Here is a 21,430-nt window from a genome sequence, read left to right on the forward strand (position 1 = left end):
ATTTTCCGTTTTAAAAGTGTGTAGCTGAGTAACCGCTGGCGCCGTGATGGCATCTTGCCGTGGAGAAAGGTCACAGCGCAGGGTGACGCGCACGTCATGGGAACAGTTTTCTCGCGGGTGAATCGGCGGGAGAATTGTTTCTCGGTGTGAATAAAGGGCTGGTGGCTGTCAGATCATGGCATAGGAAACGGTGAATTCCGGTAAAGTTCGCCGCTTGTTACCCGGAGCTAGTCATGCCGTCAGCGCTGCCCCCTTTAGCGAAGCCTTCGCACCAACTGCTTTACCTTATCTACGGTCATCAGGACGTTTATCGGCGCGAAGCCAAGTTCAGCATCCTCACCGCCCTGTCCCAACTTAAAGCGGGCGAGTCGCTGTGCATCCGGGTCATGACCGATCGCCCCCAGGACTACATCGGCTGGCCGGTTGAAACCATCGCCCTGGACGAGCAGACCCTGGCCCAATGGCAGGGTGAAAACGATTACCCCCATCGCCGCAAGGCCTGCGCGATCGCCCAAGGGCTGACGCTGGCGGACAAGACCCTGTTCGTCGACACCGACACGCTGTTCCTCAAGTCCCCCCATCGTGTGTTCGAGCTGATCGCGCCGGGCCAGTATGTGATGGACGGCTTCGAATACGACTGGAGCTATGTCTGCAAGCGCCCGGACTACCTCAAGTTGGGCGAGCACCTACAGGCCCATGGCATTTCTGCGGATAACAGTTTCAAGCTCTACAACAGTGGCCTGTGCGGTGTCCGTGCCAGCGATTCGCCGCTGCTCGAAACGTCCATCCGCCTGATCGACGAGTGGACCCGGAACGCCTTCGATATCCACACCATCGAGCAAATCGCGATTTCCTTCGCGATGCGCGGCCAAAAGGTGCGCGAGGCCCACAAGTTCGTTCATCACTACTTTGCCGACAAGCGTTTCTTCCATGCCATGCAGGCGCACTTCTTCACCCTTCACGGTGAGGCGTTCGGCCCTGAGCTGGTAGCGCGTTGCCTGGATGTGCCGCGGGTCAAGCCGGTGCCCTCGCCTTGGCAGCGGCTGCGCATCAAATGGCAGCTGCGCAATCATCACAAGCACGTGAAAAAGGTCGGTCGCGATTTGCTCTACGGCAGTTCGGCGCCTGCGCATCCGTACTACGACGTGTGTCGACACGGGTGGTGGGAATCGGCTTCGCGGGAGATTCGTGGCTGGGATGAGGCGGAGCAGAAGAGGTTCTTCGGCGCGAAAAAATCCGGCTGGCCGAAGCATTTGCCCCGGCCTGTAAAGCGCGCTGACGAAAAGACCATCATCGCGTTCCTGCGCCAACGGATGACGCACTGAGGTGGCGACGGCGCCAGGTGGCGCCGTCGCACCGTGCTAGGCGGTCTTGCCGGTATGGTTATTCAACGAAATAACCTTGGTCTTGCCGATGCGGTGACGGTAGATCTCGCGCAGGTATTTGATTGCTTTCTTCACGCAATCCCGTGACAGGCGAATGTCATTGATCGACACGAACTTCTCTTTGTCGTTGATCAACTCGCGGTACTTCTTCTCATACATCGGCTTGATCGCGTACCAGTTGGTATCGAGGATCTTTGCCGGGTTTTCGAACTCGTTGAGCAGCTCGTCGATGCGGTCTTCGTCGAAGTCCTCGTGGATGATGAAATCCAGGATCGAGTTATCCAGCGTGTCGTCGAAGCGGTACGGATTGCGCGCGAAGCAGCGTTTGATAAAAGCCACGATCAGTGTCAGGAAATCATCCGACAGGCACGGGCTCTTGGCGATCAGGGTGGTCAGCGACAGGTTGGCCGACGCGCCGATCACCAGGGCATAGCGCTTTAGCGTGGTGTTGGGGAACAGGCTGTTGAGGTGGGTCTTGAGCCGGTTCAGGTCCATGTAGGACAGCTTGTAGTCCTTGGGCAGCGAGACGATCGACACCACCGACGAGCAGTTCTTGAAGAAGTGCAGGTCATGCAGCGCCGCCGCGTCGTAGCCGGAGTTCTTGTACTGCTCCAGGGACGCCTTGTAGCGCTTGGACTCGATCGGCAACAGGCTGATGCCTTCGATGGCCTGGGTGACCTTGTTGAAATGCGGCAGGTCGATGGAGCGGAAGAACAGGTCGTCGATGTTCAGGCGCTGGGGCTCTTTCTCGAAGACTTTGAACTTGTCATTCGACGGTGCCGGGGTTTCCGGTACGACGGATTCGGCGTACGCAATCGCCACCGGCCCGGCCAGGCTCATGAACAGGTCATTGGCGTCCAGGCGGATGGTTTCGCCGATGTCGATGCCGGCGCGACGGAAATAGTTCTGGTCGTAGTCGGTAGTCACGGCCTGGGCGGTGAGGATGTTGAAAATCTGCTGGGAGATGTACTGGTTGGCGTGTTTTTCCATGGCATTGACGTCAATGTTCTGGATATTGCCGTCATCGCTCTCTTCGGCGTAACGCATGATGTCGTTGGAGATCAGCATCATCGCGTTCCACGGGCGGATACGCCCCTTCACACTGGCTTCGCTGCTGTCTTCGTTGTCGAAGTTGTACGAGAAGTCCCATTCTTCCGAAAGGTATTTGCACAGCAAGCGTCCGGCGTTGATATGCAGCGCCTCGGACATTTCACTGCGGTGGTCGGAGATGTTCGGCAGCACACAAATGCCACTGGTGAAGATCGGCTCGAAGACGAAAGCGTGGCCGCTCTTGCTGTCGTGCTCGTCGGCGGGCTTGGTGTCGAACGTTTTGTTCATGTACGAATGTTGCTGCGCCAGGCCGAACTCCGAGGCCATGCCCGAACCGGTACCGCCGCCGGCACTGAAGATCGAGAAGTACAGGCGCGACTGGTTGGCCTTGATGCCGCAGGAGTCGATCAGGTACGAGTGGATCATCTTCCAGTCGGGGCTGGAAAAGCGCTGGGTGTCTTTGTTGAGGATGATCTTGGCCAGGTACTGGCCGAGGATCGGCGCATTCCCGGCGCCACCGGCATGGACTTCGGAGAGGTCCATGATTTTCATCTTGCTGTAGTCGCGCAGGAAGCCGCTTTTTTCGCCCTTGCGCGAGAAACGGATACGCCCGGCGATGTCCTTGTCCAGGTCGCCCAGCATCACCAGCGGTTCCACCAGGAACACCGGCTTGCTGGCCTTGCCGCCGCCCAGGCGCAGGTTGTTGCGAATCCACTGGGCCGGGCTGTAGCCCTTATCCAAGGATTTGTCTTCGGTGCTGAATTCGTTGAGGTAGAACTTGCGCGCGTTGTACACCAGCTCCGCCACGTCCAGCGCGATGTTCGAACCGCAGCGGCCCAGGCCGATCAGGCACACCGAGGGGAATTCCTGCTCGCTGTGCTGCTCGCTGTCGCCTTCCAGGTGAGGTGGGCGCGGGAACACCATGTCGCGCAGGCCGTCGAGGTTATCGAGGATGCGGTCGGTATTGGTTTCGGTGAAGTACAGGTATTGCTGGGTGGCCAGCGGGCGGGCGGTGCTCAATGACTTTGAACCTGAGGGCTTTTCCGCAGGAGCTGGGAGCAACACATCGGATACCACGGTGCCAGAGTTATTTTTAGAAGTCATTGTGCGCCATGTGCCTGGGCGGATGGCTAAAAAAGTATCAAAAAGCCATCACGGAATGGGAGTTCGCGACTTTACAGTGCGTCCTTGTCCGGAACGATCAGGCTTACCCAGTGTGCTCAGGAAAAACCTGGCCGGACTCTGATGAATCGGCCGTTTGTCGGCGATCTTTAGGTAAATGATGGCGAATTGCCAAAGATTCGACGTCAGCGGATTGGCCTGACTACGCAGTTGGATCCGGAGCGGCTCAAGTCATGGCAGGCATGGCGCAATACCCAGTGGCTCGATAATGGCATTTTGCTTGCTGCGATTTTGACATGGCGCCAATAGCGTTTGATGCTAAGCGCTGATGGGCAGGTTCAGTTCAAAAGGTTGCTCCAAGGGGGGCAGCCCAAATGCGGCCCGGGCAGCATCGCAATCAACGTTCTGCACACCCTGGCTCCAGGATGCATCGAACTCTCGGCAGGGGCTTGAGCGTTGCTCATAAATCGAGCAGCTCGTGCCTTTGCCGACTTCGCCTTCAAGGCTGCAGCAGCGCGCGGGCTTCTGGTCGGTACCGATCATCGCCACGCGGGTCGGATTGATCTGCACCACCAGGTCATCGGGCACCGTGCCGCCCGATGAGGCGCACTCACCCCAGAAAAAAGACACACGGAAGTAGGAACAGCAGGCACCGCAACTCAGACACGGACTGGCTTCGGACATGGGCGTCATCGATAAGAAAAGTAAGAGTGGGGTACGACGGGAAGGCTCGCCATTCTAATCGGGTCATGGCCGTTGGGAAGAGGGGCGTGCACTTATATTTTTGTCGGCAAAGTCCCCTGGCTCCGGGCGAAATCATGCCCTATCAGCTTTACGAATCATTACAGACAACCACGGCCCGCCTGACTATGTTGCACGTACCGGGCAGGATGCATCGGGCATCGCAGCTCTCATAACAATAAAAGAGACGGACCCATGCAGAACTCGACCCAAGCGGCGAATGCCTGGCGCATTCTGTTCCTGCTGTTCCTGGCCAACCTGTTCAACTTCTTCGACCGCACCATTCCGGCGATCATCATCGAGCCGATCCGCATGGAATGGCACTTGAGCGACTTCCAGCTCGGCATCATCGGCACCGCGTTCACCATCGTCTACGCGATTGCCGGCTTGCCGCTGGGGCGTCTGGCCGATACCGGCTCGCGCAGCAAGCTGATGGGCTGGGGTCTGTTCGCGTGGAGCGGGCTGACAGCGGTTAACGGTTTGGTCGGCAGTTTCTGGACGTTTTTGCTGGTGCGCATGGGCATCGGTATCGGTGAGGCCAGCTACGCGCCGGCCGCCAACTCGCTGATCGGCGACCTGTTCCCGGCGCACCGTCGTGCCCGGGCCATGGGGATCTTTATGCTGGGCCTGCCTTTGGGCCTGTTGCTGGCATTCTTCACAATCGGCTGGATGGTCAAGGCGTTCGACAGCTGGCGCGCGCCATTCTTTATCGCCGCCGTGCCGGGGCTGATCCTTGCGGTGTTCATGTTCTATATCAAGGAACCCAAGCGCGGCGCCGCCGAAGCCGTACAAGTCTCCCAGGAGCGCGTCGATCGCCCGATCCGCCGCGTGCTGGCCGTGCCGACTTTCCTGTGGCTGGTGCTGGCCGGATTGTGCTTCAACTTCGCCACCTACGCGTGCAACTCGTTCCTGGTGCCGATGCTGCAGCGCTATTTCCTCATGCCGCTGCAGGACGCGGCGGTCGCCACTGGGGTGATCGTCGGGTTGACCGGCCTGGTGGGCCTGACCCTGGGTGGCTGGATTGCCGACAAGATCCATCAACGCGTTGCCAATGGCCGACTGCTGTTTGCGGCGTGCAGCCTGATCATCTCCACCGTCACCACCGCCTGGGCCTTGCATGCCGGGCGTATCGAGATCGGCGTGTTTGTGGCGTTGTTCAGTGTGGGCTGGTTGTTTGCGTATAACTTCTACACCTGTGTGTACACGGCGATCCAGGACGTGGTCGAGCCTCGCTTGCGGGCCACGGCGATGGCGTTGTTCTTTGCCGGTTTGTATTTGCTGGGCGGGGGCATGGGGCCAATCGTGGTGGGTGGGTTGTCCGACCATTTTGCCCATTCGGCGATGTACGCGGCGGGGGCGGAGCAGATGACCGAGGCTTACAAGGCGGTGGGCTTGCATGACGCCATGTACCTGATTCCGGTGGCGCTGTTTTTGACCATGTTGTTTCTGTTCCAGGCGTCACGCAGTTTTGTGCGTGATGCCAAGCGGATGAAGGAGGGATTGGTGGCTGTTGAGGTGCCGGCTGCGGCAGCGACGGCTTGAAACCGCGGTGACTCCATCGGGGGCAAGCCCCCTCCCACAGTTGACCGAGTTGTCATGTCGACCACTGATCAATGTGGGAGGGGGCTTGCCCCCGATGAGGCCCGCAACGCCAACGGGGTTCTCAAGTGAATAAAAAAGGCCCGCATTGCGCGGGCCTCTATTCAACAGGGCAGGGCGGTAATCAACCGGCGACCAACACCCGAATCGCCTCCAGTCGCAGCGCCGCTTTATCCAGCATGGCCAAGCCTTGTTCGCGTTGGTTGCGCAGGGCAACCAACTCGCTGTCGCGTACGGTCGGGTTGACCGCTTGCAACGCGGTCAGGCGCGCCAGTTCTTCGTCGGTGTCTGCCGCCAGGCGACGCTTGGCCTCGGCCACACGTTCGGCGTGACGCGGTGTGATCTTCTCTTCACCGGCGTTGATCCGCGGGGTGAGTTGATCGCGCTGGGCCTGCACGAACTTGTTGGCGCTGGCCCGTGGCACGCTTTCCAGCTGGTCGTTCAAGGTTTCGAACGAGACGCGGCCGGACAGGTCGTTGCCATTGGCATCCAGCAGGCAACGCAGTGCCGCCGGCGGCAGGTAGCGGCCCAATTGCAGCGCGCGCGGGGCCACTACTTCGCTGACGTAAAGCAGTTCCAGCAACACGGTGCCTGGCTTGAGCGCCTTGTTCTTGATCAGCGCCACGGCGGTGTTGCCCATGGAGCCGGACAGCACCAGGTCCATGCCGCCCTGCACCATCGGGTGTTCCCAGGTGATGAACTGCATGTCTTCGCGGGACAGCGCCTGGTTACGGTCGTAGGTGATGGTCACGCCTTCGTCGTCGCCCAGGGGGAAGCTGGCGTCGAGCATCTTCTCGCTCGGCTTGAGGATCAGCGCGTTTTCCGAATGGTCCTCGCTGTCGATGCCAAAGGCGTCGAACAGGGTTTCCATGTAGATCGGCAGGGCGAACTGGTCGTCTTGCTCGAGGATGTCCTCCACCAGCGCATCGCCTTCACCGGCGCCGCCGGAGTTGAGCTCCAGCAAGCGGTCGCGACCGGTGTGCAGTTCCTGTTCCAGGCGCTCGCGCTCGGCACGGGCTTCGTCGATCAGCGCTTGCCACTCGCTGTCGTCGGCATTTTCCAGCAGTGGCAGCAGGCGCGGGCCGAACTGATGCTGCAAGGCGTTGCCGGTCGGGCAGGTATTGAGGAATGCGTTCAGCGCTTCGTGGTACCACTGGAACAGGCGCTGTTGCGGGCTGGTTTCCAGGTACGGCACGTGCAGTTCGATCACATGCTTCTGGCCGATCCGGTCCAGACGGCCGATCCGCTGTTCCAGCAGGTCGGGGTGGGACGGCAGGTCGAACAGCACCAGGTGGTGGGAGAACTGGAAGTTGCGGCCTTCACTGCCGATTTCCGAGCAAATCAGCACCTGGGCGCCGAATTCTTCATCGGCGAAGTAAGCAGCGGCGCGGTCACGCTCGAGGATGTTCATGCCCTCATGGAACACCGTGGCCGGGATGCCGGAGCGTACGCGCAGGGCGTCTTCCAGGTCCATGGCGGTTTCGGCGTGGGCGCAGATCACCAGGACCTTGGTGCGCTTGAGCATTTTCAGCTGGTCGATCAGCCACTCGACACGCGGGTCGAAGCGCCACCAGCGGTTTTCTTCGTCGACGTCCGGTTGCGACTGGAAGCTGACTTCCGGGTACAGCTCGGCGTGTTCGCCCAGAGGCAACTCGAGGTATTCGTCCGGGTTCGGCAGCGGGTAGGCGTGCAGCTTACGCTCCGGGAAGCCCTGCACGGCGGCACGGGTGTTACGGAACAGCACGCGGCCGGTGCCGTGGCGGTCGAGCAGCTCACGCACCAGGCGCGCGCTGGCTTCGGCGTCGCCATCGTTGACGGCGGTCAGCAGCGCTTCGCCTTCGTTGCCGAGAAAACCTTGGATGGTCTTGTGCGCGGCGGGGGAGAGGCGGCCCTTGTCGAGCAGTTCCTGCACGGCTTCGGCCACCGGGCGATAGTTCTCGCTCTCGGCGCGGAAGGCGTGCAGGTCGTGAAAACGGTTCGGGTCCAGCAGGCGCAGGCGCGCGAAGTGGCTGTCCTGGCCCAGCTGTTCCGGGGTGGCGGTGAGCAGCAGCACACCGGGAATCACTTCGGCAAGCTGCTCGACCAGCGCGTATTCCGGGCTGGCTTTTTCTTCATGCCAGACCAGGTGGTGAGCTTCGTCGACCACCATCAGGTCCCAGCCGGCGGCAAACAGCGCGTCCTGGGCCTTCTCATCGTCCACCAGCCATTCCAGCGCGACCAGGGCCAGTTGGGTGTCTTCGAACGGGTTGGCGGCATCGCTTTCGATAAAGCGTTCTTCATCGAACAGCGCCACTTGCAGGTTGAAGCGGCGGCGCATTTCTACCAGCCACTGGTGCTGCAGGTTTTCCGGTACCAGGATCAGTACGCGGTTGGCGCGGCCCGAGAGCAGTTGGCGATGGATTACCAGGCCGGCCTCGATGGTCTTGCCCAGGCCCACTTCGTCCGCCAGCAAGACCCGTGGTGCGATACGGTCAGCGACTTCACGGGCGATATGCAATTGGTGGGCAATAGGTTGCGCACGCACGCCGCCCAGGCCCCACAGCGAGGATTGCAATTGGCGGCTGGTGTGTTCCAGGGTGTGATAACGCAGCGAGAACCAGGCCAGCGGGTCGATCTGCCCGGCGAACAGACGGTCGCTGGCCAGGCGGAACTGGATAAAGTTGGAGAGTTGGGTTTCCGGCAGGGTGACCTGCTCGTTCTGCCCATTGAGGCCGTGGTAGACCAGCAGGCCGTCGACGTCGTCGACTTCCTGCACGGTCATTTTCCAGCCTTCGAAATGGGTGATGGAGTCACCCGGCGAGAACCTCACGCGGGTGAGGGGCGCATTCCGTAGCGCATACTGGCGGGTGTCGCCAGTGGCCGGATAGAGCACGGTCAATAAGCGGCCGTCCTGTGCCAGAACGGTGCCTAACCCCAGCTCTGCTTCGCTGTCACTAATCCAGCGTTGCCCCGGTTGATACTGCTGCGCCATGCTGCCTGACTCCCGCCGTGAAAAAGCCGACTATGTTAACGGAACAAGGCCCCACGCCCAAGGACTCTGACAAAAACTACTCTGTTTGAGTGGCTGGGTGAGTGCGGAATCGACGGGTGGCGGGCACTTGTGAGTGTCGACTGGGTCACAGGTTGGCGAACCTGCGCTCAAGTCGCCACCCGGCCCGCCGACAGCCTGCTGACAGGAGAACAACTATCATGCTTCCACCTATGCTGCCCGTCAGCGTTGTACCGGTTACGTCGCAACTCGACCCGGTCCGCCAGAAACCCGATATTCCGCCTGTGGTCCCCGTGCAAGCGGGCTCCAACGAAAGCACCATCGACCTGAAAAAGGGCGATGCCGAGCAGTCGACCTTTTTGCTGCGCGAAGAGCAACGCCGCCAGCAGGAACAACAGAAACGCCGGCGCGAAGCCGATGAAGACCCGGACCAGCACTTGGCGATCCCGGGCGACATGCTCAATGCCGACAACACCGTACCGGTCGTGCCGCTGATCGAAGACGCGCCGCGCCAGGGCTTGTGGGTGGACGTCGAGGTTTAACCACGCAGTTCCCGCAGGGCCTTCATCAGCAACGCGATGTCGTGATCGTTGTTGAGCGGGCTGACGGAGATCCGCGCAATGCTGGTCAGGCCACGGGCCTGCATATCCAACGGGGTATAGGCCATGCCGTTGGCGCCGATATTGATCCGTTTCAACCCCAATTGCCGTTTGAGTTCGAAGGCATCCCAGCCGGCGAGGTTGAAGGCGATCAAGCCTGATTGAACCGTGCCCAGGTCATGCAGGGAAATACCCGCAATCTCACGCAATGCTTCGCGGATTCGCCTGCTGGTTTGCGTGACACTTTCCCACACACGCTCGATACCCAGCCGATTCATCTCCTGCAGCGCATTGCCCAGGCCCGCCAACAGGGCAAAGGACACCTCGCTGGTTTCAAAGCGTCGGGCGTCGTTGCGCAGGTCGAAACCGTCGGCGGTCCAGGGGGCGGAAAACACGTCGCGTTGGGCAGGGTTCAGGTGCGGGAGGAAATCCGGCCGCACATACAGCAACGCTGTCCCCCGTGGCCCGCGCAGGTGCTTGCGACCGGCCGCTTTGAGCACATCGCACTGCAACGCCTGCACATCCACCGGCACCTGGCCGACGGCTTGGCCGGCGTCGATAAAGTAGGCGATAGCATGACGCCTGGCCACTTCGCCGATGGCCTGGGCGGGGTTGATCAGGCCGCCGTTGGCGGGAAGCCAGGTGAGGTCGATCAGCTTTACGCTTGAATCGATCATGGCTTCCAATGCCACGGGGCAAGCCGCGCCGGAGGCATCGCAGGGGATGACTTCCACCCGTGCGCCGGCTTGCACCGCCAACTCCATGCTCGCCAGATTGCCGCCCCATTCGTGGCGCCCTACTAGAATGCGATCACCCGGCTGCCACGGGCCGAGGGCCTGGAACGCCATGCTCCAGGCGGTCGAGCCGCTGCTGGCAAAGGCGATGGAAGTGGTGGGCGCGTTGAGCAACTGCCCGGCCGCGCGGCGGGCTTCTTCCACCCGCAACGCGCCCTGCTCGCCGGCCTCCATCGGGCCGTCGCGGGCTTCGCGTTGGAGTTGATCGATGATGGCATCGAGGGTTGCCTGGCTCGGCAAGGACGCACCGGCATGGTTGAAGTGCACGATGCCCGATTGGCAGCCAGGAGTACCCTCGCGCAGATGTTGCACTTCAAGCGGGCTCACGGCTGCAACTCGAAAATCGCGTCAACCTCCACCGCCACGCCGGCCGGCAGACTGGAAACACCCACTGCTGTGCGCACATGACGGCCCTTTTCGCCGAGGGCATTCACCAGCAGGTTGGACGCCCCATTGGCCACCGCGCCCTGGCGCTGGAACTCGCCGCTGCTGGCGATAAACACCCCCAGGCGCAGGATGCGCACCAGGCGCGACAGGTCATCACCCAGGGCATCACTCAATTGTGCGAGCAAGCCCAGTGCAGCCAGCTCTGCTGCCTGGACACCTTCTTCCTCGCTGAGGGATTCGCCCAGGCGGCCCACATAGGCGGGCTTGCCGTCTATCAGCGGGATTTGCCCGGAGATAAACAACTGGTTCTGGCTGACCACGTGGTTGATGTAGTTGGCAATCGGCTGGCTGGGAGATGGCAGCGTCAGGCCAAGGGCTTGCACGCGGTGGCGCAGGGAGTCGCTCATGGTGAATCCTCTTGGTCAGGAGGTCTCAGCATGTGGGGCAGGGGGATTGTCGACAAACGGATAGATCTCATCCGACGTATCGAAATGACTCACGTGTCGCTGCAGATGTCCTTCAACCACTCGCTGAAACACCGCGCGGCGTCACTGGCAGGGCCGTGCGGCGCAATTAACCAGTAGCCTATCTCGCTGTGATAGGGCGGCCAATCGAAGGCTTCCACCAGGCTGCCGTCCTCGAGCCTGCGTTGGATCAGGCGGTGACGGCCCATGGCAATGCCTTGGCCAGCCACAGCGGCTTCGACCACGATGTTGTAGTCGTGGAGCATGACGCGAGGGTGCTGCTTGAGGTCGATTTGATAATGACGAGACCAATCCGTCCACTCAAAAGGCCGGTGCGAAGTCGCCATCAACAGTGCGCCGTTGTGCGCTTGGCTGGCCTTGAACGCCGGGCTGCACACCGGTGAGATCACTTCCGGCATCAGTCGGGTGGCCTGCACGTCGGGCCAATCGCCTTTGCCGTAGCGAATGGCCAGGTCGACTTCAGCAGCGGCGACGTTGGCCAGTTGAATCGCCGGCAGCAACTCCACCTGAATATGCGGATAGCGGTTGAGAAAACCGGCCAGGCGCGGCGCCAACCACAGGGTGGCGAAAGACGCCAGCAGGCCGACCCGTAACACCGTGGCGCTGGGCAGCACCCGTTGGGCGCGGGTCGCGGCGGCAATGGCGTCAAGGGCTGGACGGACTTCGTCGTAGTACTGTTGGCCGTCTGCCGTCAGATCGATCGCGCGGGTGCGTCGGATAAACAGTGGTTTACCCAGATGCTGTTCGAGCTTCTGCACCTGATGGCTCAGGGCGCTCTGGGTCACGGACAATTCCTGCGCTGCCTTGATAAAGCTCAAGTGCCGGGCCACGGCTTCAAAGGCGCGCAGGGCCAGCAACGGCGGAAGATCCTTGTGCAGTGCCACCTGAATGCGCTTCCTGGAGGGGGAAATGCCGATTTTGGTCGACGGCCTGTCTTTTGTCGCGCGTTGATTTGCCGTCGGGCGCAGGAGCCCGCATTATTGAGCCTTACTCGCCACGACGTAAGCCAAGCCATGAGTGATGACGACAAGCTGATCGACCTGAACGCCGAACGCGCCAAGCGGGTGCATGACCTTAATGACAAGCGCCTGAATGAAGTGCGCCAGGCGTTTGAACAGGCGATGCCGTTAGGCAAAGCCAAGAAAAAATCAAAGAACAAACCCAAAAAGCGTTAAAACGACCTGCATCTATTGATGCAGGTCAGTTATTACCCTTCTTTACGCCCCGTTGCGGGCGACATTGATCCCCGTCAATTTTTCAATCCGCCTTCTCCATTAACTTAGCCCTATCGCAACAAGGCAAGTGCAGGAGGCCGGTCATGTTTATAGATAATGTGGTATTCGCCGGAGTGCTGACTGTAGGCCTCATGGTGCTGTTTTTTGTAGGGTTTGGATTTTTTATCTGGAAAGACGCAAACAAGCGTAAAAAACCTTAGGTCTTTCCGGGTTACATGAGCACGCAAGGCATTTTGGGCGACTTCGGTCGCCCTTTTTTTTGCCTGGTATTTAATGAAGTCGGTTAATTCTGATCCATAAAAAAAGGTGCGGTCCTCACAGAGGCCGCACCTTTTTTTCAGCGCCTTGCTATCAGTTGCCCAGTGCCTTGGAGGCCAGCCAGAACAATCCGGCCGAAAGGCCTACGGTCGCAGGCAGCGTCAACACCCAAGCCATCAGGATGGTCTTGACCGTGCCACCTTGCAGACCGCTTTTGTTGGCGACCATGGTGCCCGCTACGCCGGAAGACAGCACATGGGTAGTGGAGACCGGCAGGGCGAAGATATTGGCAAAGCCAATCATGGTGGCGGTGGTGATCTGTGCCGACATGCCCTGGGCGTAGGTCATGCCCTGCTTGCCGATCTTCTCACCGATAGTCAGTACCACACGCTTCCAACCCACCATGGTGCCCAGGCCCAGGGCCAGTGCGACCGCGAGGATCACCCAGAACGGCGCGTACTCGGTGGTGGCGGTCAGGTCTTTGCGCAGCTTGTCGAGGTCGGACTTCTCACGCGCTTCCAGGCCCGGCAACTTGCCGACTTTTTTCGCGGTGTCGTCCAGGCACAGCAAGTAGCGACGCACTTCGATGCGGTGATCGGCGCTCAGCGAATGGTAGTCGGAGACGCCTTTCAAGGTATCCAGCAAGGCATTGATGGTGGGCTCGGTCTGCTGCGGATTGCAGCGGAACTTGCCTGGCAGGTCGTCTTTCACGCTTTTACCCAGGGCCAGGAACTCTCCCAGGGTCTCGTGGTTGCGCTGGTAGAACTGGTTAAGGTGCAACGTGGCGTCGCGGGTGCGCTCGATCTGGTAGGTGGTGCTGCCCAGGTCAAGTACGAACTGCGCCGGCACGATACCGATCAGCACCAGCATGATCAGGCCGATGCCTTTCTGGCCATCGTTGGAGCCGTGCACGAAACTCACGGCCATGGCCGAAATCACCAGGACCAGGCGGTTCCAGAACGGTGGGTGCTTTTTGTCGTCGAGCTTGCGGCGCTGGTCCGGGGTCTTGTGCATCTTCGACAGCGGGCGCCACCATTTCAGGCCGATCAGCACCAGGGCTGCGACCAGGAAGCCGGCTATGGGCGAGAACACCAGGGATGCGCCGATATCGACGGCCTTCTGCCAGTTCACGCCGTCAGCCAGGGGGGATGTCGTTGATCAGGGCATTGGCCAGGCCGACACCGAGGATCGAACCGATCAGCGTGTGGGAGCTGGACGCGGGGATACCGAAGTACCAGGTGCCCAGATTCCAGGTGATCGCTGCGGCTAACAACGAGAAGACCATCGCCAAACCATGGCCGGTGTTCACATTGATCAGCAACTCCACGGGCAGCAAGTGCACGATGGCGTAGGCAACACCGACACCGCCGAGCAACACGCCGAGGAAGTTGAACACCCCGGAGAAGAACACGGCCAGATGCGGCGGCATGGCTTTGGTATAGATGACTGTGGCCACCGCGTTAGCGGTGTCATGAAAGCCATTGATGAACTCGAAGGCGAGGACAAAGGCCAGGGCGAGCAACAGGCTCACTAGAACCCAAGCATCCAGTCCGCTGAATAAATCGATCATGAAGGTTTTCTGACCCGGTCGTAAGGGGGCGCGATTATGCCAGAAAACCTCGCTAATCGATGCACTAGCTGCTCATCGGTAACAATCTTCATTGAATCGGCATGGGCGAAAGCTGGCTATCCCAGGGTTTTCGGGGCTTTGGCAAGTCTTTGATTTATAAAGTGCAGGGCTGAAAAGACACGGTTTTGTCACCCAATCGTCATACTTGAAACATTTGTATGAAATTTTACAGGTGATGGTGGGATTCAGGTCGCCTGGAAGCTGGCTAAGTGGCAGCATTCCAGACGGGACCCTGGGCTCAATCCGAAACGCTTATGGCTCTTCGGCCTTGAGCTCCTGTTCAATCTTTTGGATTTCCTGGGCAAATGCCTGGTCGAGCAGGCTGGCTCGCTTGCGCCATGGTTTGCGTTCAGGTTCAGGCTGGGCGGCGTAGGTGGTGACTTCTCCGCCGTAAACATCCTTGTAACGTTGTTCCTGGCGCTCAAGTTCCGCGCGCAGTTCATCTTTCGTCACATTGTTACCTAATTGAGTTGAGTGTAAATACGTAGCAGCGTTATGCCTGAATACTGTCCTCGGGCTGTTCCAAATTGAACCCATGAAGTGTTCAAGTTTGAAATAGAAACGAGAGGCCACTGTTGTGGCAGTCATTCCAGGCAGGTAGTTGCGACCGTCCATGCACGGCCTGTGCATGGTTTTGCGAGATCCGGCCCCGATAATGAAACCGGGTTGACCTCCGCATAGGGTGCATTATAGCGGCGCATTTGAATAACACTATCGGCATAAAGTTAAAAAGCGTCAACTTTGTGTGAGCGTTTTGTTACACGGACACGTCAGTATTTGCTGAAATTCTGGCGTCATAAACTCAACAAGGGATCAGGCCATTTAAATGACCGCCTTAACTTTGCCAGGGCACATGATCGTGAGACCGGCGGCGCAGATACGGCGCCAAATTGCGATAATCGCATGATTGTCCGATAATCGCCCGATGTTGCTGGGCCTGCCTTGTGCATCACGGCCGGCGCGGCTTGTAATTGCCGCCCAATCCCCTGCGGTTGACAATAAGAGAAAGGAACCTGGCATGAACGATCAATTGCGCAACTCTTTCGCGTCAGCGGCGCCACCGATCGTTGCCTCGCCAGCCAAGCGTATCCAGGCGTTTACCGGTGACCCGGACTTCATGACCTCCCTGGCCCGCGGCCTGGCCGTGGTGCAGGCGTTCCAGGAGCGCAAGCGCCACCTGACCATCGCCCAGATCAGCCACCGCACCGAGATCCCGCGCGCCGCCGTACGCCGCTGCCTGCATACCCTGATCAAACTCGGCTACGCCACCACCGATGGGCGCACCTATTCATTGCTGCCCAAAGTCCTGACCCTGGGCCATGCCTACCTGTCATCCACGCCATTGGCGGTGTCGGCCCAGCCTTATCTGGACCGTATGAGCGAGCAGCTTCACGAAGCCTGCAACATGGCCACCCTCGAAGGCGACGACATCCTCTACATCGCCCGTTCGGCCACCACCCAGCGCCTGATTTCCGTGGATCTATCGGTGGGTGGGCGCCTGCCAGCCTACTGCACTTCGATGGGCCGCATCCTGCTCGCCGCATTGGATGACGCCTCGCTGCAGGACTACCTCGACCACGCCGACCTGCAAACCAAGACCAGCCGTACCCTGACCACCCCCGAAGCCTTGTTCGAATGCCTGCAACAAGTGCGACAGCAGGGCTGGTGCATTGTCGACCAGGAACTGGAACAGGGCCTGCGCTCCATCGCCGTGCCGGTGTATGACGCGTCGGGCCAGGTGTTGGCGGCGCTCAATGTCAGCACCCACGCTGGGCGGGTCAGCCGCAGCGAGCTGGAGCAGCGTTTCCTGCCGAGCATGCTCAGTGCCAGCCGTGAGTTGAGTGCGCAGCTGTTTGCCTAAGGTGTTCGGTGACCGCACAGATCCCCGCTTGATGAATTGACGATGTTTCCCCCGGCTTATTACTGTGCGGCAGCGCTCTTGAGGGCGCCCCAATAATAATGACGGCCCCAGGCCGTTGGCCCGCCATCGGTGTGGAATAAGAATAATGAATCAGCCTTCTGTCGGTACCACCCTGGACGTGCAGTCCTTTATCAACACCCAGCCACTGTCCCGTTATCAATGGCGCGTGGTGATCCTGTGTTTCCTGATCGTCTTCCTCGATGGCCTCGATACCGCTGCCATGGGCTTTATCGCGCCCGCGCTGTCCCAGGACTGGGGCATCGACCGCGCCAGCCTTGGCCCGGTGATGAGTGCGGCGTTGATCGGCATGGTGTTCGGCGCGTTGGGTTCCGGGCCGCTGGCCGACCGCTTCGGCCGTAAAGTGGTGCTGGTGGGCGCAGTGCTGGTGTTTGGCGCGTTCAGCCTGGCTTCGGCCTACAGCAGTAATGTCGACCAACTGCTGGTGCTGCGCTTCCTCACCGGCCTGGGCCTGGGTGCGGGTATGCCCAATGCCACCACGCTGTTGTCTGAATACACCCCCGAACGTCACAAGTCGCTGCTGGTGACCAGCATGTTCTGTGGTTTCAACCTGGGCATGGCCGGTGGCGGGTTTATCTCGGCCAAGCTGATCCCGGCGTTCGGCTGGCATAGCCTGCTGCTGATCGGCGGAATCCTGCCCTTGATCCTCGCAGTGGTTCTGCTGGTGTGGCTGCCGGAGTCGGCGCGTTACCTGGTGGTGCGCAACCGCGGTACCGACAAGGTGCGCAAAACCCTGTTGCCCATCGAACCCTCTATCGTCGCCCAGGCCACCGCCTTCAGCGTGCCCGAACAAAAAACCGTCAAGGCGCGCAACGTGTTTGCGGTGATTTTCTCGGGCACCTACAGCGCCGGCACCTTGCTGCTGTGGCTGACGTACTTCATGGGCCTGGTGATCGTGTACCTGCTGACCAGCTGGTTGCCGACCCTGATGCGCGACAGCGGCGCCAGCATGGAGCAGGCCGCCTTCATCGGGGCGCTGTTCCAGTTTGGTGGCGTATTGAGCGCGGTCGGCGTGGGATGGGCGATGGACCGGTTCAATCCGCACAAGGTCATCGGCACCTTCTACCTGCTGGCCGGGGTGTTTGCCTACGCGGTAGGGCAGAGCCTGGGCAATATCACCCTATTGGCCACCCTGGTGCTGGTCGCCGGGATGTGCGTCAACGGTGCGCAATCGGCGATGCCGTCCCTGGCCGCACGCTTCTACCCGACCCAAGGCCGCGCCACCGGCGTGTCGTGGATGCTCGGCATCGGTCGTTTCGGCGCGATCCTTGGCGCGTGGATGGGCGCCACCTTGCTGGGCCTGGGCTGGAACTTCGAGCAGGTGCTCACCGCCCTGGTGATTCCGGCCGCATTGGCCACGGCAGCCGTTGTCATCAAAGGCATGGTCAGCCATGCGGATGCCACCTGAGCTTGGCAGGGTTTAAATGTGGGAGGGGGCCTGCCCCCGATTGCGTTGGATCAGCCGGTAAATTTGTTAACTGACACCCAGCTAGCGGGGGCAAGCCCCTTCCCACATAGAAGATTAGCTAGACAACAATCTGTTCGATAATCGAACGCTGAGTCGATTATCGGATTGTTTGGCCCATTTCCCCGGCTTAATCTTCAAGCACTTCGGCGCCACCTCTGCGCCTTTTCGATCCACACCGGGAGCCCAACCCCATGGCTGAAATTCTTGCGCTGCGTGACGCGGTGAAGCAATTCGTGAACGACGGCGACACTGTCGCACTGGAAGGCTTCACCCATCTGATCCCGACGGCAGCGGGTCATGAAATCATTCGTCAGGGCAAGAAAGACCTGACGCTGGTGCGTATGACGCCTGACCTGATCTACGACCAGTTGATTGGCGCCGGGTGTGCTCGCAAGCTGATTTTCTCCTGGGGCGGCAACCCCGGCGTAGGCTCCCTGCATCGCCTGCGTGACGCGGTCGAGAAGCAATGGCCGCAACCGTTGGAAATCGAAGAACACAGCCACGCCGACCTGGCCAATGCCTACGTCGCCGGCGCATCGGGCCTGCCATTCGCGGTGCTGCGCGCCTACGCGGGTTCCGACTTGCCCAAGGTCAACCCGCTGATCAAGACCGTGACGTGCCCGTTCACCGGTGAAGTGCTGGCAGCGGTGCCGTCGGTGCGTCCGGACGTCACCGTGATCCACGCGCAAAAGGCTGATCGCAAGGGCAACGTGCTGCTCTGGGGCATCCTTGGCGTGCAGAAGGAGGCGGCCCTGGCGGCCAAGCGCTGCATCGTCACCGTGGAAGAAATCGTCGATGACCTGAACGCGCCGATGAACAGCTGCGTGCTGCCGACCTGGGCCCTGACCGCAGTGTGCCATGTACCCGGTGGTGCACATCCGTCCTACGCTCACGGCTACAACGAGCGTGATAACCGCTTCTACCAGGCGTGGGACCCAATCGCCCGCGACCGTGGGACCTTTACCGCCTGGATTGACGAATACATCCACGGCACTGCCGATTTCAGTGAATTCCAGGCCAAGCTGACCACACAGCAGGAGGCCAAGTAATGGCTTACTCGACCAATGAAATGATGACCGTCGCCGCCGCGCGCCGCCTCAAGAACGGCTCCGTCTGCTTTGTGGGCATCGGCCTGCCGTCCAAGGCCGCCAATCTGGCACGCCTGACCTCGTCGCCGGATGTGGTGCTGATCTACGAGTCCGGCCCGATTGGCGCCAAGCCCAACGTATTGCCTCTGTCGATCGGTGATGGCGAACTGGCGGAAACCGCCGACACCGTGGTGCCGACTGGCGAGATCTTTCGCTACTGGCTGCAGGGCGGGCGTATCGACGTGGGCTTCCTCGGTGCCGCGCAAGTCGACCGCTTCGGCAACATCAACACCACCGTGGTCGGTGACTATCACCACCCCAAGGTGCGCCTGCCGGGTGCTGGTGGCGCGCCGGAAATCGCCGGCTCGGCCAAGAGCGTGCTGATTATCCTCAAGCAGTCGTCCCGTTCGTTTGTCGACAAACTGGACTTCATCACCTCGGTCGGCCACGGCGAAGGCGGCGATTCGCGCAAACGCCTGGGGCTGCCGGGTGCCGGTCCTGTCGGCATTATTACCGACCTGTGCATCATGGAGCCGGAAGAGGGCACCCATGAATTCGTGGTCACCGCCCTCCATCCGGGCGTGACCCGCGAGCAAGTCGTAGCGGCCACCGGTTGGGCGATTCGATTTGCCGAGCAGGTCAGCACCACCGCCGAGCCGAGCGAAGTCGAGTTGACTGCCCTGCGTGACCTCGAAGCACGCACAGCCGCCGCCCATGGCCAAGCACCGGGAGAAGCCTGATGCGCGAAGTATTTATCTGCGATGCCATTCGTACCCCCATCGGCCGTTTCGGCGGTGGCCTGTCCACCGTGCGCGCCGATGACCTGGCGGCCTTGCCGATCAAGGCACTGATCGAGCGCAACCCTTCGGTTGACTGGTCGGCCGTTGATGAGGTGTTCCTCGGCTGCGCCAACCAGGCCGGTGAAGACAACCGCAACGTCGCCCGCATGGCGCTGTTGCTGGCCGGCCTGCCGGAGAGCATTCCGGGGGTGACCCTCAACCGTTTGTGCGCCTCGGGCATGGATGCGATCGGCACCGCTTTTCGCGCCATCGCCAGCGGCGAAATGGAGCTGGCGATTGCTGGTGGCGTCGAGTCGATGTCCCGTGCGCCGTTCGTGATGGGCAAGGCTGATGCGGCGTTTTCGCGCAACATGAAGCTGGAAGACACCACCATCGGCTGGCGTTTTATCAACCCGTTGATGAAGGCCCAGTACGGCGTGGATGCCATGCCGCAGACCGCCGATAACGTCGCCGACGACTACCAGGTTTCACGCGCTGACCAGGACGCCTTTGCCCTGCGCAGCCAGCAACGTACCGCCGCCGCCCAGGCTGCCGGGTTCTTCGCCGAAGAAATCGTACCGGTGCGGGTCGTCCATAAAAAAGGCGAAACCGTGGTGGAGCACGATGAGCACCCCAGGGACACCCATCTGGAAGCCCTGGCCAAACTCAAACCGGTCAACGGCCCGGACAACACCGTCACCGCCGGCAATTCCTCGGGTGTGAATGACGGCGCGGCCGCGCTGATTCTGGCGTCTGCCGAAGCAGTGAAAAAACACGGCCTGACTGCCCGCGCCCGCGTATTGGGCATGGCCAGTGCCGCTGTCGCGCCACGGGTGATGGGCATGGGCCCGGTGCCGGCGGTGCGCAAGCTGGTGGAGCGCCTGGGCCTGGCCGTCACTGACTTCGATGTGATCGAACTCAACGAAGCCTTCGCCAGCCAGGGCCTGGCGGTGCTGCGTGAACTGGGCATCGCCGACGACGCACCCCAGGTCAACCCGAACGGTGGCGCCATTGCACTTGGCCACCCCTTGGGCATGAGCGGTGCACGGCTGGTACTGACGGCCCTGCATCAGTTGGAAAAAACCGGCGGCCGTAAAGGCCTGGCGACCATGTGCGTGGGCGTCGGCCAAGGCCTGGCCCTGGCGATTGAACGCATCTAATAAGAGAGGACTGCTCCATGAGTGACAAGCCCGGTTACCGGCGCCCGCAAGCGGGCACTCAGCCTGATTACCTGCACCCGGCCTACCAGTCGACGAACCTGCGTTCGCCGTCCCAGCCATTGGTGTTCCTGCCCCATTCGTTGTCGGAAATCACCGGCCCGACCATCGGCGCCGAACGCGTCAGCGAGAAGGACAACGACCTCACCGCCCAACACGACGGCGAGCCCCTGGGCGAACGCATCATCATTCACGGCCGCGTGCTGGATGAAAACGGCCTGCCGGTGCCGGGTATCCTCGTGGAGATCTGGCAGGCCAACGCCGCCGGTCGCTACAACCACAAGCGTGACCTGCACGATGCGCCGCTGGATCCGAACTTCACCGGCACCGGGCGCACCGTCACCGACGCCGATGGCTGGTACCAGTTCCAGACCATCAAGCCCGGCGCCTACCCGTGGGGCAACCACCACAACGCGTGGCGTCCGGCGCATATCCACTTTTCGCTGTTCGGCCCGAGCGTACTGACGCGCCTGGTGACGCAGATGTATTTCCCCGGCGACCCGCTGCTGGAATATGACCCGATCTACAACTGCGTACCGGATACCAGCGCCAAGGAACGCCTGATCGCCCGTTTCGATCTGGAAAAGACCATTCCTTCCTATGCCCTCGGCTACCGCTGGGACATCGTCCTGCGCGGCCGCGACGCCACGCCGATGGAGAAATGA

18 protein-coding genes and 1 pseudogene are annotated in these 21,430 nt (G+C 60.8%); 11 read left to right on the plus strand and 8 right to left on the minus strand.

Annotated elements, in window-relative coordinates; translation table 11 throughout:
* The first annotated feature begins 233 nt into the window (after positions 1–233).
* Positions 234–1,325, plus strand: coding sequence for a hypothetical protein (locus FIV39_RS03540; protein WP_090408363.1), 1,092 nt, complete (start codon positions 234–236; stop codon positions 1,323–1,325).
* Between the two features lie 36 nt (positions 1,326–1,361).
* On the opposite strand, the gene FIV39_RS03545 is transcribed toward FIV39_RS03540, so the two are convergent.
* Together FIV39_RS03545 and FIV39_RS03550 are read right to left on the minus strand one after the other, a co-directional pair.
* Positions 1,362–3,539, minus strand: coding sequence for a hypothetical protein (locus tag FIV39_RS03545; protein ID WP_090408360.1), 2,178 nt, complete (start codon positions 3,537–3,539; stop codon positions 1,362–1,364).
* 336 nt (positions 3,540–3,875) lie between these two features.
* Positions 3,876–4,241, minus strand: a complete 366-nt coding sequence (locus FIV39_RS03550) for a YkgJ family cysteine cluster protein (protein WP_090408358.1) — start codon at positions 4,239–4,241, stop codon at positions 3,876–3,878.
* A gap of 252 nt (positions 4,242–4,493) precedes the next feature.
* On the opposite strand from FIV39_RS03550, the gene FIV39_RS03560 reads away from it, so the two are divergent.
* A complete protein-coding gene (locus FIV39_RS03560; protein ID WP_090408353.1) occupies positions 4,494–5,840 on the plus strand; it encodes a spinster family MFS transporter in 1,347 nt (448 codons plus the stop codon).
* A gap of 181 nt (positions 5,841–6,021) precedes the next feature.
* On the opposite strand, the gene rapA is transcribed toward FIV39_RS03560, so the two are convergent.
* Positions 6,022–8,868 carry an RNA polymerase-associated protein RapA gene (gene rapA, locus FIV39_RS03565; protein WP_090408349.1) on the minus strand — a complete coding sequence of 949 codons (2,847 nt, stop codon included), beginning with the start codon at positions 8,866–8,868 and terminating at the stop codon, positions 6,022–6,024.
* Between the two features lie 218 nt (positions 8,869–9,086).
* Here rapA and FIV39_RS03570 point away from each other — a divergent pair, with 218 nt between their 5' ends.
* Positions 9,087–9,428: an aspartate-semialdehyde dehydrogenase gene (locus tag FIV39_RS03570; RefSeq protein ID WP_090408346.1), complete on the plus strand. Its 342-nt coding sequence runs from the start codon at positions 9,087–9,089 to the stop codon at positions 9,426–9,428.
* Here FIV39_RS03570 and FIV39_RS03575 read toward each other — a convergent pair.
* The 3 genes from FIV39_RS03575 to FIV39_RS03585 all read right to left on the minus strand — a co-directional run bounded on the left by FIV39_RS03575 (position 9,425) and on the right by FIV39_RS03585 (position 12,035).
* The gene (locus FIV39_RS03575; RefSeq protein WP_090408343.1) at positions 9,425–10,606 is read right to left on the minus strand and encodes an aminotransferase class V-fold PLP-dependent enzyme; all 1,182 of its coding nucleotides are present in this window, start codon (positions 10,604–10,606) and stop codon (positions 9,425–9,427) included. The two genes, FIV39_RS03570 and FIV39_RS03575, sit on opposite strands and share 4 nt — an antisense overlap.
* The gene (locus FIV39_RS03580) at positions 10,603–11,073 is read right to left on the minus strand and encodes a RidA family protein (RefSeq protein WP_090408339.1); all 471 of its coding nucleotides are present in this window, start codon (positions 11,071–11,073) and stop codon (positions 10,603–10,605) included. The genes FIV39_RS03575 and FIV39_RS03580 overlap by 4 nt, the downstream gene beginning before the upstream one ends.
* An 89-nt stretch (positions 11,074–11,162) precedes the next feature.
* The gene (locus FIV39_RS03585; RefSeq protein WP_090408336.1) at positions 11,163–12,035 is read right to left on the minus strand and encodes a LysR substrate-binding domain-containing protein; all 873 of its coding nucleotides are present in this window, start codon (positions 12,033–12,035) and stop codon (positions 11,163–11,165) included.
* 96 nt (positions 12,036–12,131) lie between these two features.
* Between FIV39_RS03585 and FIV39_RS03590 the strand changes: the two genes are divergently transcribed.
* Both FIV39_RS03590 and ccoM read left to right on the plus strand, forming a co-directional pair.
* Positions 12,132–12,326 (plus strand): hypothetical protein, encoded by a 195-nt coding sequence (locus FIV39_RS03590; RefSeq protein ID WP_131697188.1) that lies wholly within the window; start codon positions 12,132–12,134, stop codon positions 12,324–12,326.
* 143 nt (positions 12,327–12,469) lie between these two features.
* A complete protein-coding gene (gene ccoM, locus FIV39_RS33695) occupies positions 12,470–12,586 on the plus strand; it encodes a cytochrome c oxidase subunit CcoM (RefSeq protein WP_010563588.1) in 117 nt (38 codons plus the stop codon).
* 151 nt (positions 12,587–12,737) lie between these two features.
* On the opposite strand, the pseudogene FIV39_RS03595 reads toward ccoM, so the two are convergent.
* Both FIV39_RS03595 and FIV39_RS03600 read right to left on the minus strand, forming a co-directional pair.
* Positions 12,738–14,214 (minus strand): annotated as a pseudogene (locus tag FIV39_RS03595) (inorganic phosphate transporter).
* 312 nt (positions 14,215–14,526) lie between these two features.
* Positions 14,527–14,727 carry a hypothetical protein gene (locus tag FIV39_RS03600; protein WP_003172389.1) on the minus strand — a complete coding sequence of 67 codons (201 nt, stop codon included), beginning with the start codon at positions 14,725–14,727 and terminating at the stop codon, positions 14,527–14,529.
* Positions 14,728–15,292: 565 nt separating this feature from the next.
* On the opposite strand from FIV39_RS03600, the gene pcaR reads away from it, so the two are divergent.
* The 6 genes from pcaR (at position 15,293) to pcaH (ending at position 21,430) form a co-directional block, all read left to right on the plus strand.
* Complete coding sequence (gene pcaR / locus FIV39_RS03605; RefSeq protein ID WP_012722667.1) at positions 15,293–16,135, plus strand: pca regulon transcriptional regulator PcaR; 843 nt, start codon at positions 15,293–15,295, stop codon at positions 16,133–16,135.
* Between the two features lie 145 nt (positions 16,136–16,280).
* The gene (locus FIV39_RS03610) at positions 16,281–17,621 is read left to right on the plus strand and encodes an MFS transporter (RefSeq protein ID WP_090408325.1); all 1,341 of its coding nucleotides are present in this window, start codon (positions 16,281–16,283) and stop codon (positions 17,619–17,621) included.
* 251 nt (positions 17,622–17,872) lie between these two features.
* The gene (locus FIV39_RS03615; protein WP_090408323.1) at positions 17,873–18,730 is read left to right on the plus strand and encodes a CoA transferase subunit A; all 858 of its coding nucleotides are present in this window, start codon (positions 17,873–17,875) and stop codon (positions 18,728–18,730) included.
* Positions 18,730–19,509 carry a CoA-transferase subunit beta gene (locus FIV39_RS03620; RefSeq protein WP_090408319.1) on the plus strand — a complete coding sequence of 260 codons (780 nt, stop codon included), beginning with the start codon at positions 18,730–18,732 and terminating at the stop codon, positions 19,507–19,509. The genes FIV39_RS03615 and FIV39_RS03620 overlap by 1 nt, the downstream gene beginning before the upstream one ends.
* Complete coding sequence (gene pcaF, locus FIV39_RS03625; protein WP_186731502.1) at positions 19,506–20,708, plus strand: 3-oxoadipyl-CoA thiolase; 1,203 nt, start codon at positions 19,506–19,508, stop codon at positions 20,706–20,708. The genes FIV39_RS03620 and pcaF overlap by 4 nt, the downstream gene beginning before the upstream one ends.
* 17 nt (positions 20,709–20,725) lie before the next feature.
* Positions 20,726–21,430, plus strand: a complete 705-nt coding sequence (gene pcaH / locus FIV39_RS03630; protein WP_027604405.1) for a protocatechuate 3,4-dioxygenase subunit beta — start codon at positions 20,726–20,728, stop codon at positions 21,428–21,430.

The sequence above is a fragment of the Pseudomonas grimontii genome (assembly GCF_007858185.1).
Lineage (GTDB): Bacteria > Pseudomonadota > Gammaproteobacteria > Pseudomonadales > Pseudomonadaceae > Aquipseudomonas > Aquipseudomonas grimontii.

What these genes read in the sequence shown, in the direction of transcription:
- FIV39_RS03570 (WP_090408346.1), top strand. Translation starts at nt 9,087, where the DNA reads ATGCTTCCACCTATGCTGCCCGTCAGCGTTGTACCGGTTACGTCGCAA.
- pcaH (WP_027604405.1), top strand. Translation starts at nt 20,726, where the DNA reads ATGAGTGACAAGCCCGGTTACCGGCGCCCGCAAGCGGGCACTCAGCCT.
- ccoM (WP_010563588.1), top strand. Translation starts at nt 12,470, where the DNA reads ATGTTTATAGATAATGTGGTATTCGCCGGAGTGCTGACTGTAGGCCTC.
- rapA (WP_090408349.1), bottom strand. Translation starts at nt 8,868, where the DNA reads ATGGCGCAGCAGTATCAACCGGGGCAACGCTGGATTAGTGACAGCGAA.
- FIV39_RS03615 (WP_090408323.1), top strand. Translation starts at nt 17,873, where the DNA reads ATGGCTGAAATTCTTGCGCTGCGTGACGCGGTGAAGCAATTCGTGAAC.
- FIV39_RS03545 (WP_090408360.1), bottom strand. Translation starts at nt 3,539, where the DNA reads ATGACTTCTAAAAATAACTCTGGCACCGTGGTATCCGATGTGTTGCTC.
- FIV39_RS03580 (WP_090408339.1), bottom strand. Translation starts at nt 11,073, where the DNA reads ATGAGCGACTCCCTGCGCCACCGCGTGCAAGCCCTTGGCCTGACGCTG.
- FIV39_RS03620 (WP_090408319.1), top strand. Translation starts at nt 18,730, where the DNA reads ATGGCTTACTCGACCAATGAAATGATGACCGTCGCCGCCGCGCGCCGC.
- pcaR (WP_012722667.1), top strand. Translation starts at nt 15,293, where the DNA reads ATGAACGATCAATTGCGCAACTCTTTCGCGTCAGCGGCGCCACCGATC.
- FIV39_RS03560 (WP_090408353.1), top strand. Translation starts at nt 4,494, where the DNA reads ATGCAGAACTCGACCCAAGCGGCGAATGCCTGGCGCATTCTGTTCCTG.
- FIV39_RS03610 (WP_090408325.1), top strand. Translation starts at nt 16,281, where the DNA reads ATGAATCAGCCTTCTGTCGGTACCACCCTGGACGTGCAGTCCTTTATC.
- FIV39_RS03550 (WP_090408358.1), bottom strand. Translation starts at nt 4,241, where the DNA reads ATGTCCGAAGCCAGTCCGTGTCTGAGTTGCGGTGCCTGCTGTTCCTAC.
- FIV39_RS03540 (WP_090408363.1), top strand. Translation starts at nt 234, where the DNA reads ATGCCGTCAGCGCTGCCCCCTTTAGCGAAGCCTTCGCACCAACTGCTT.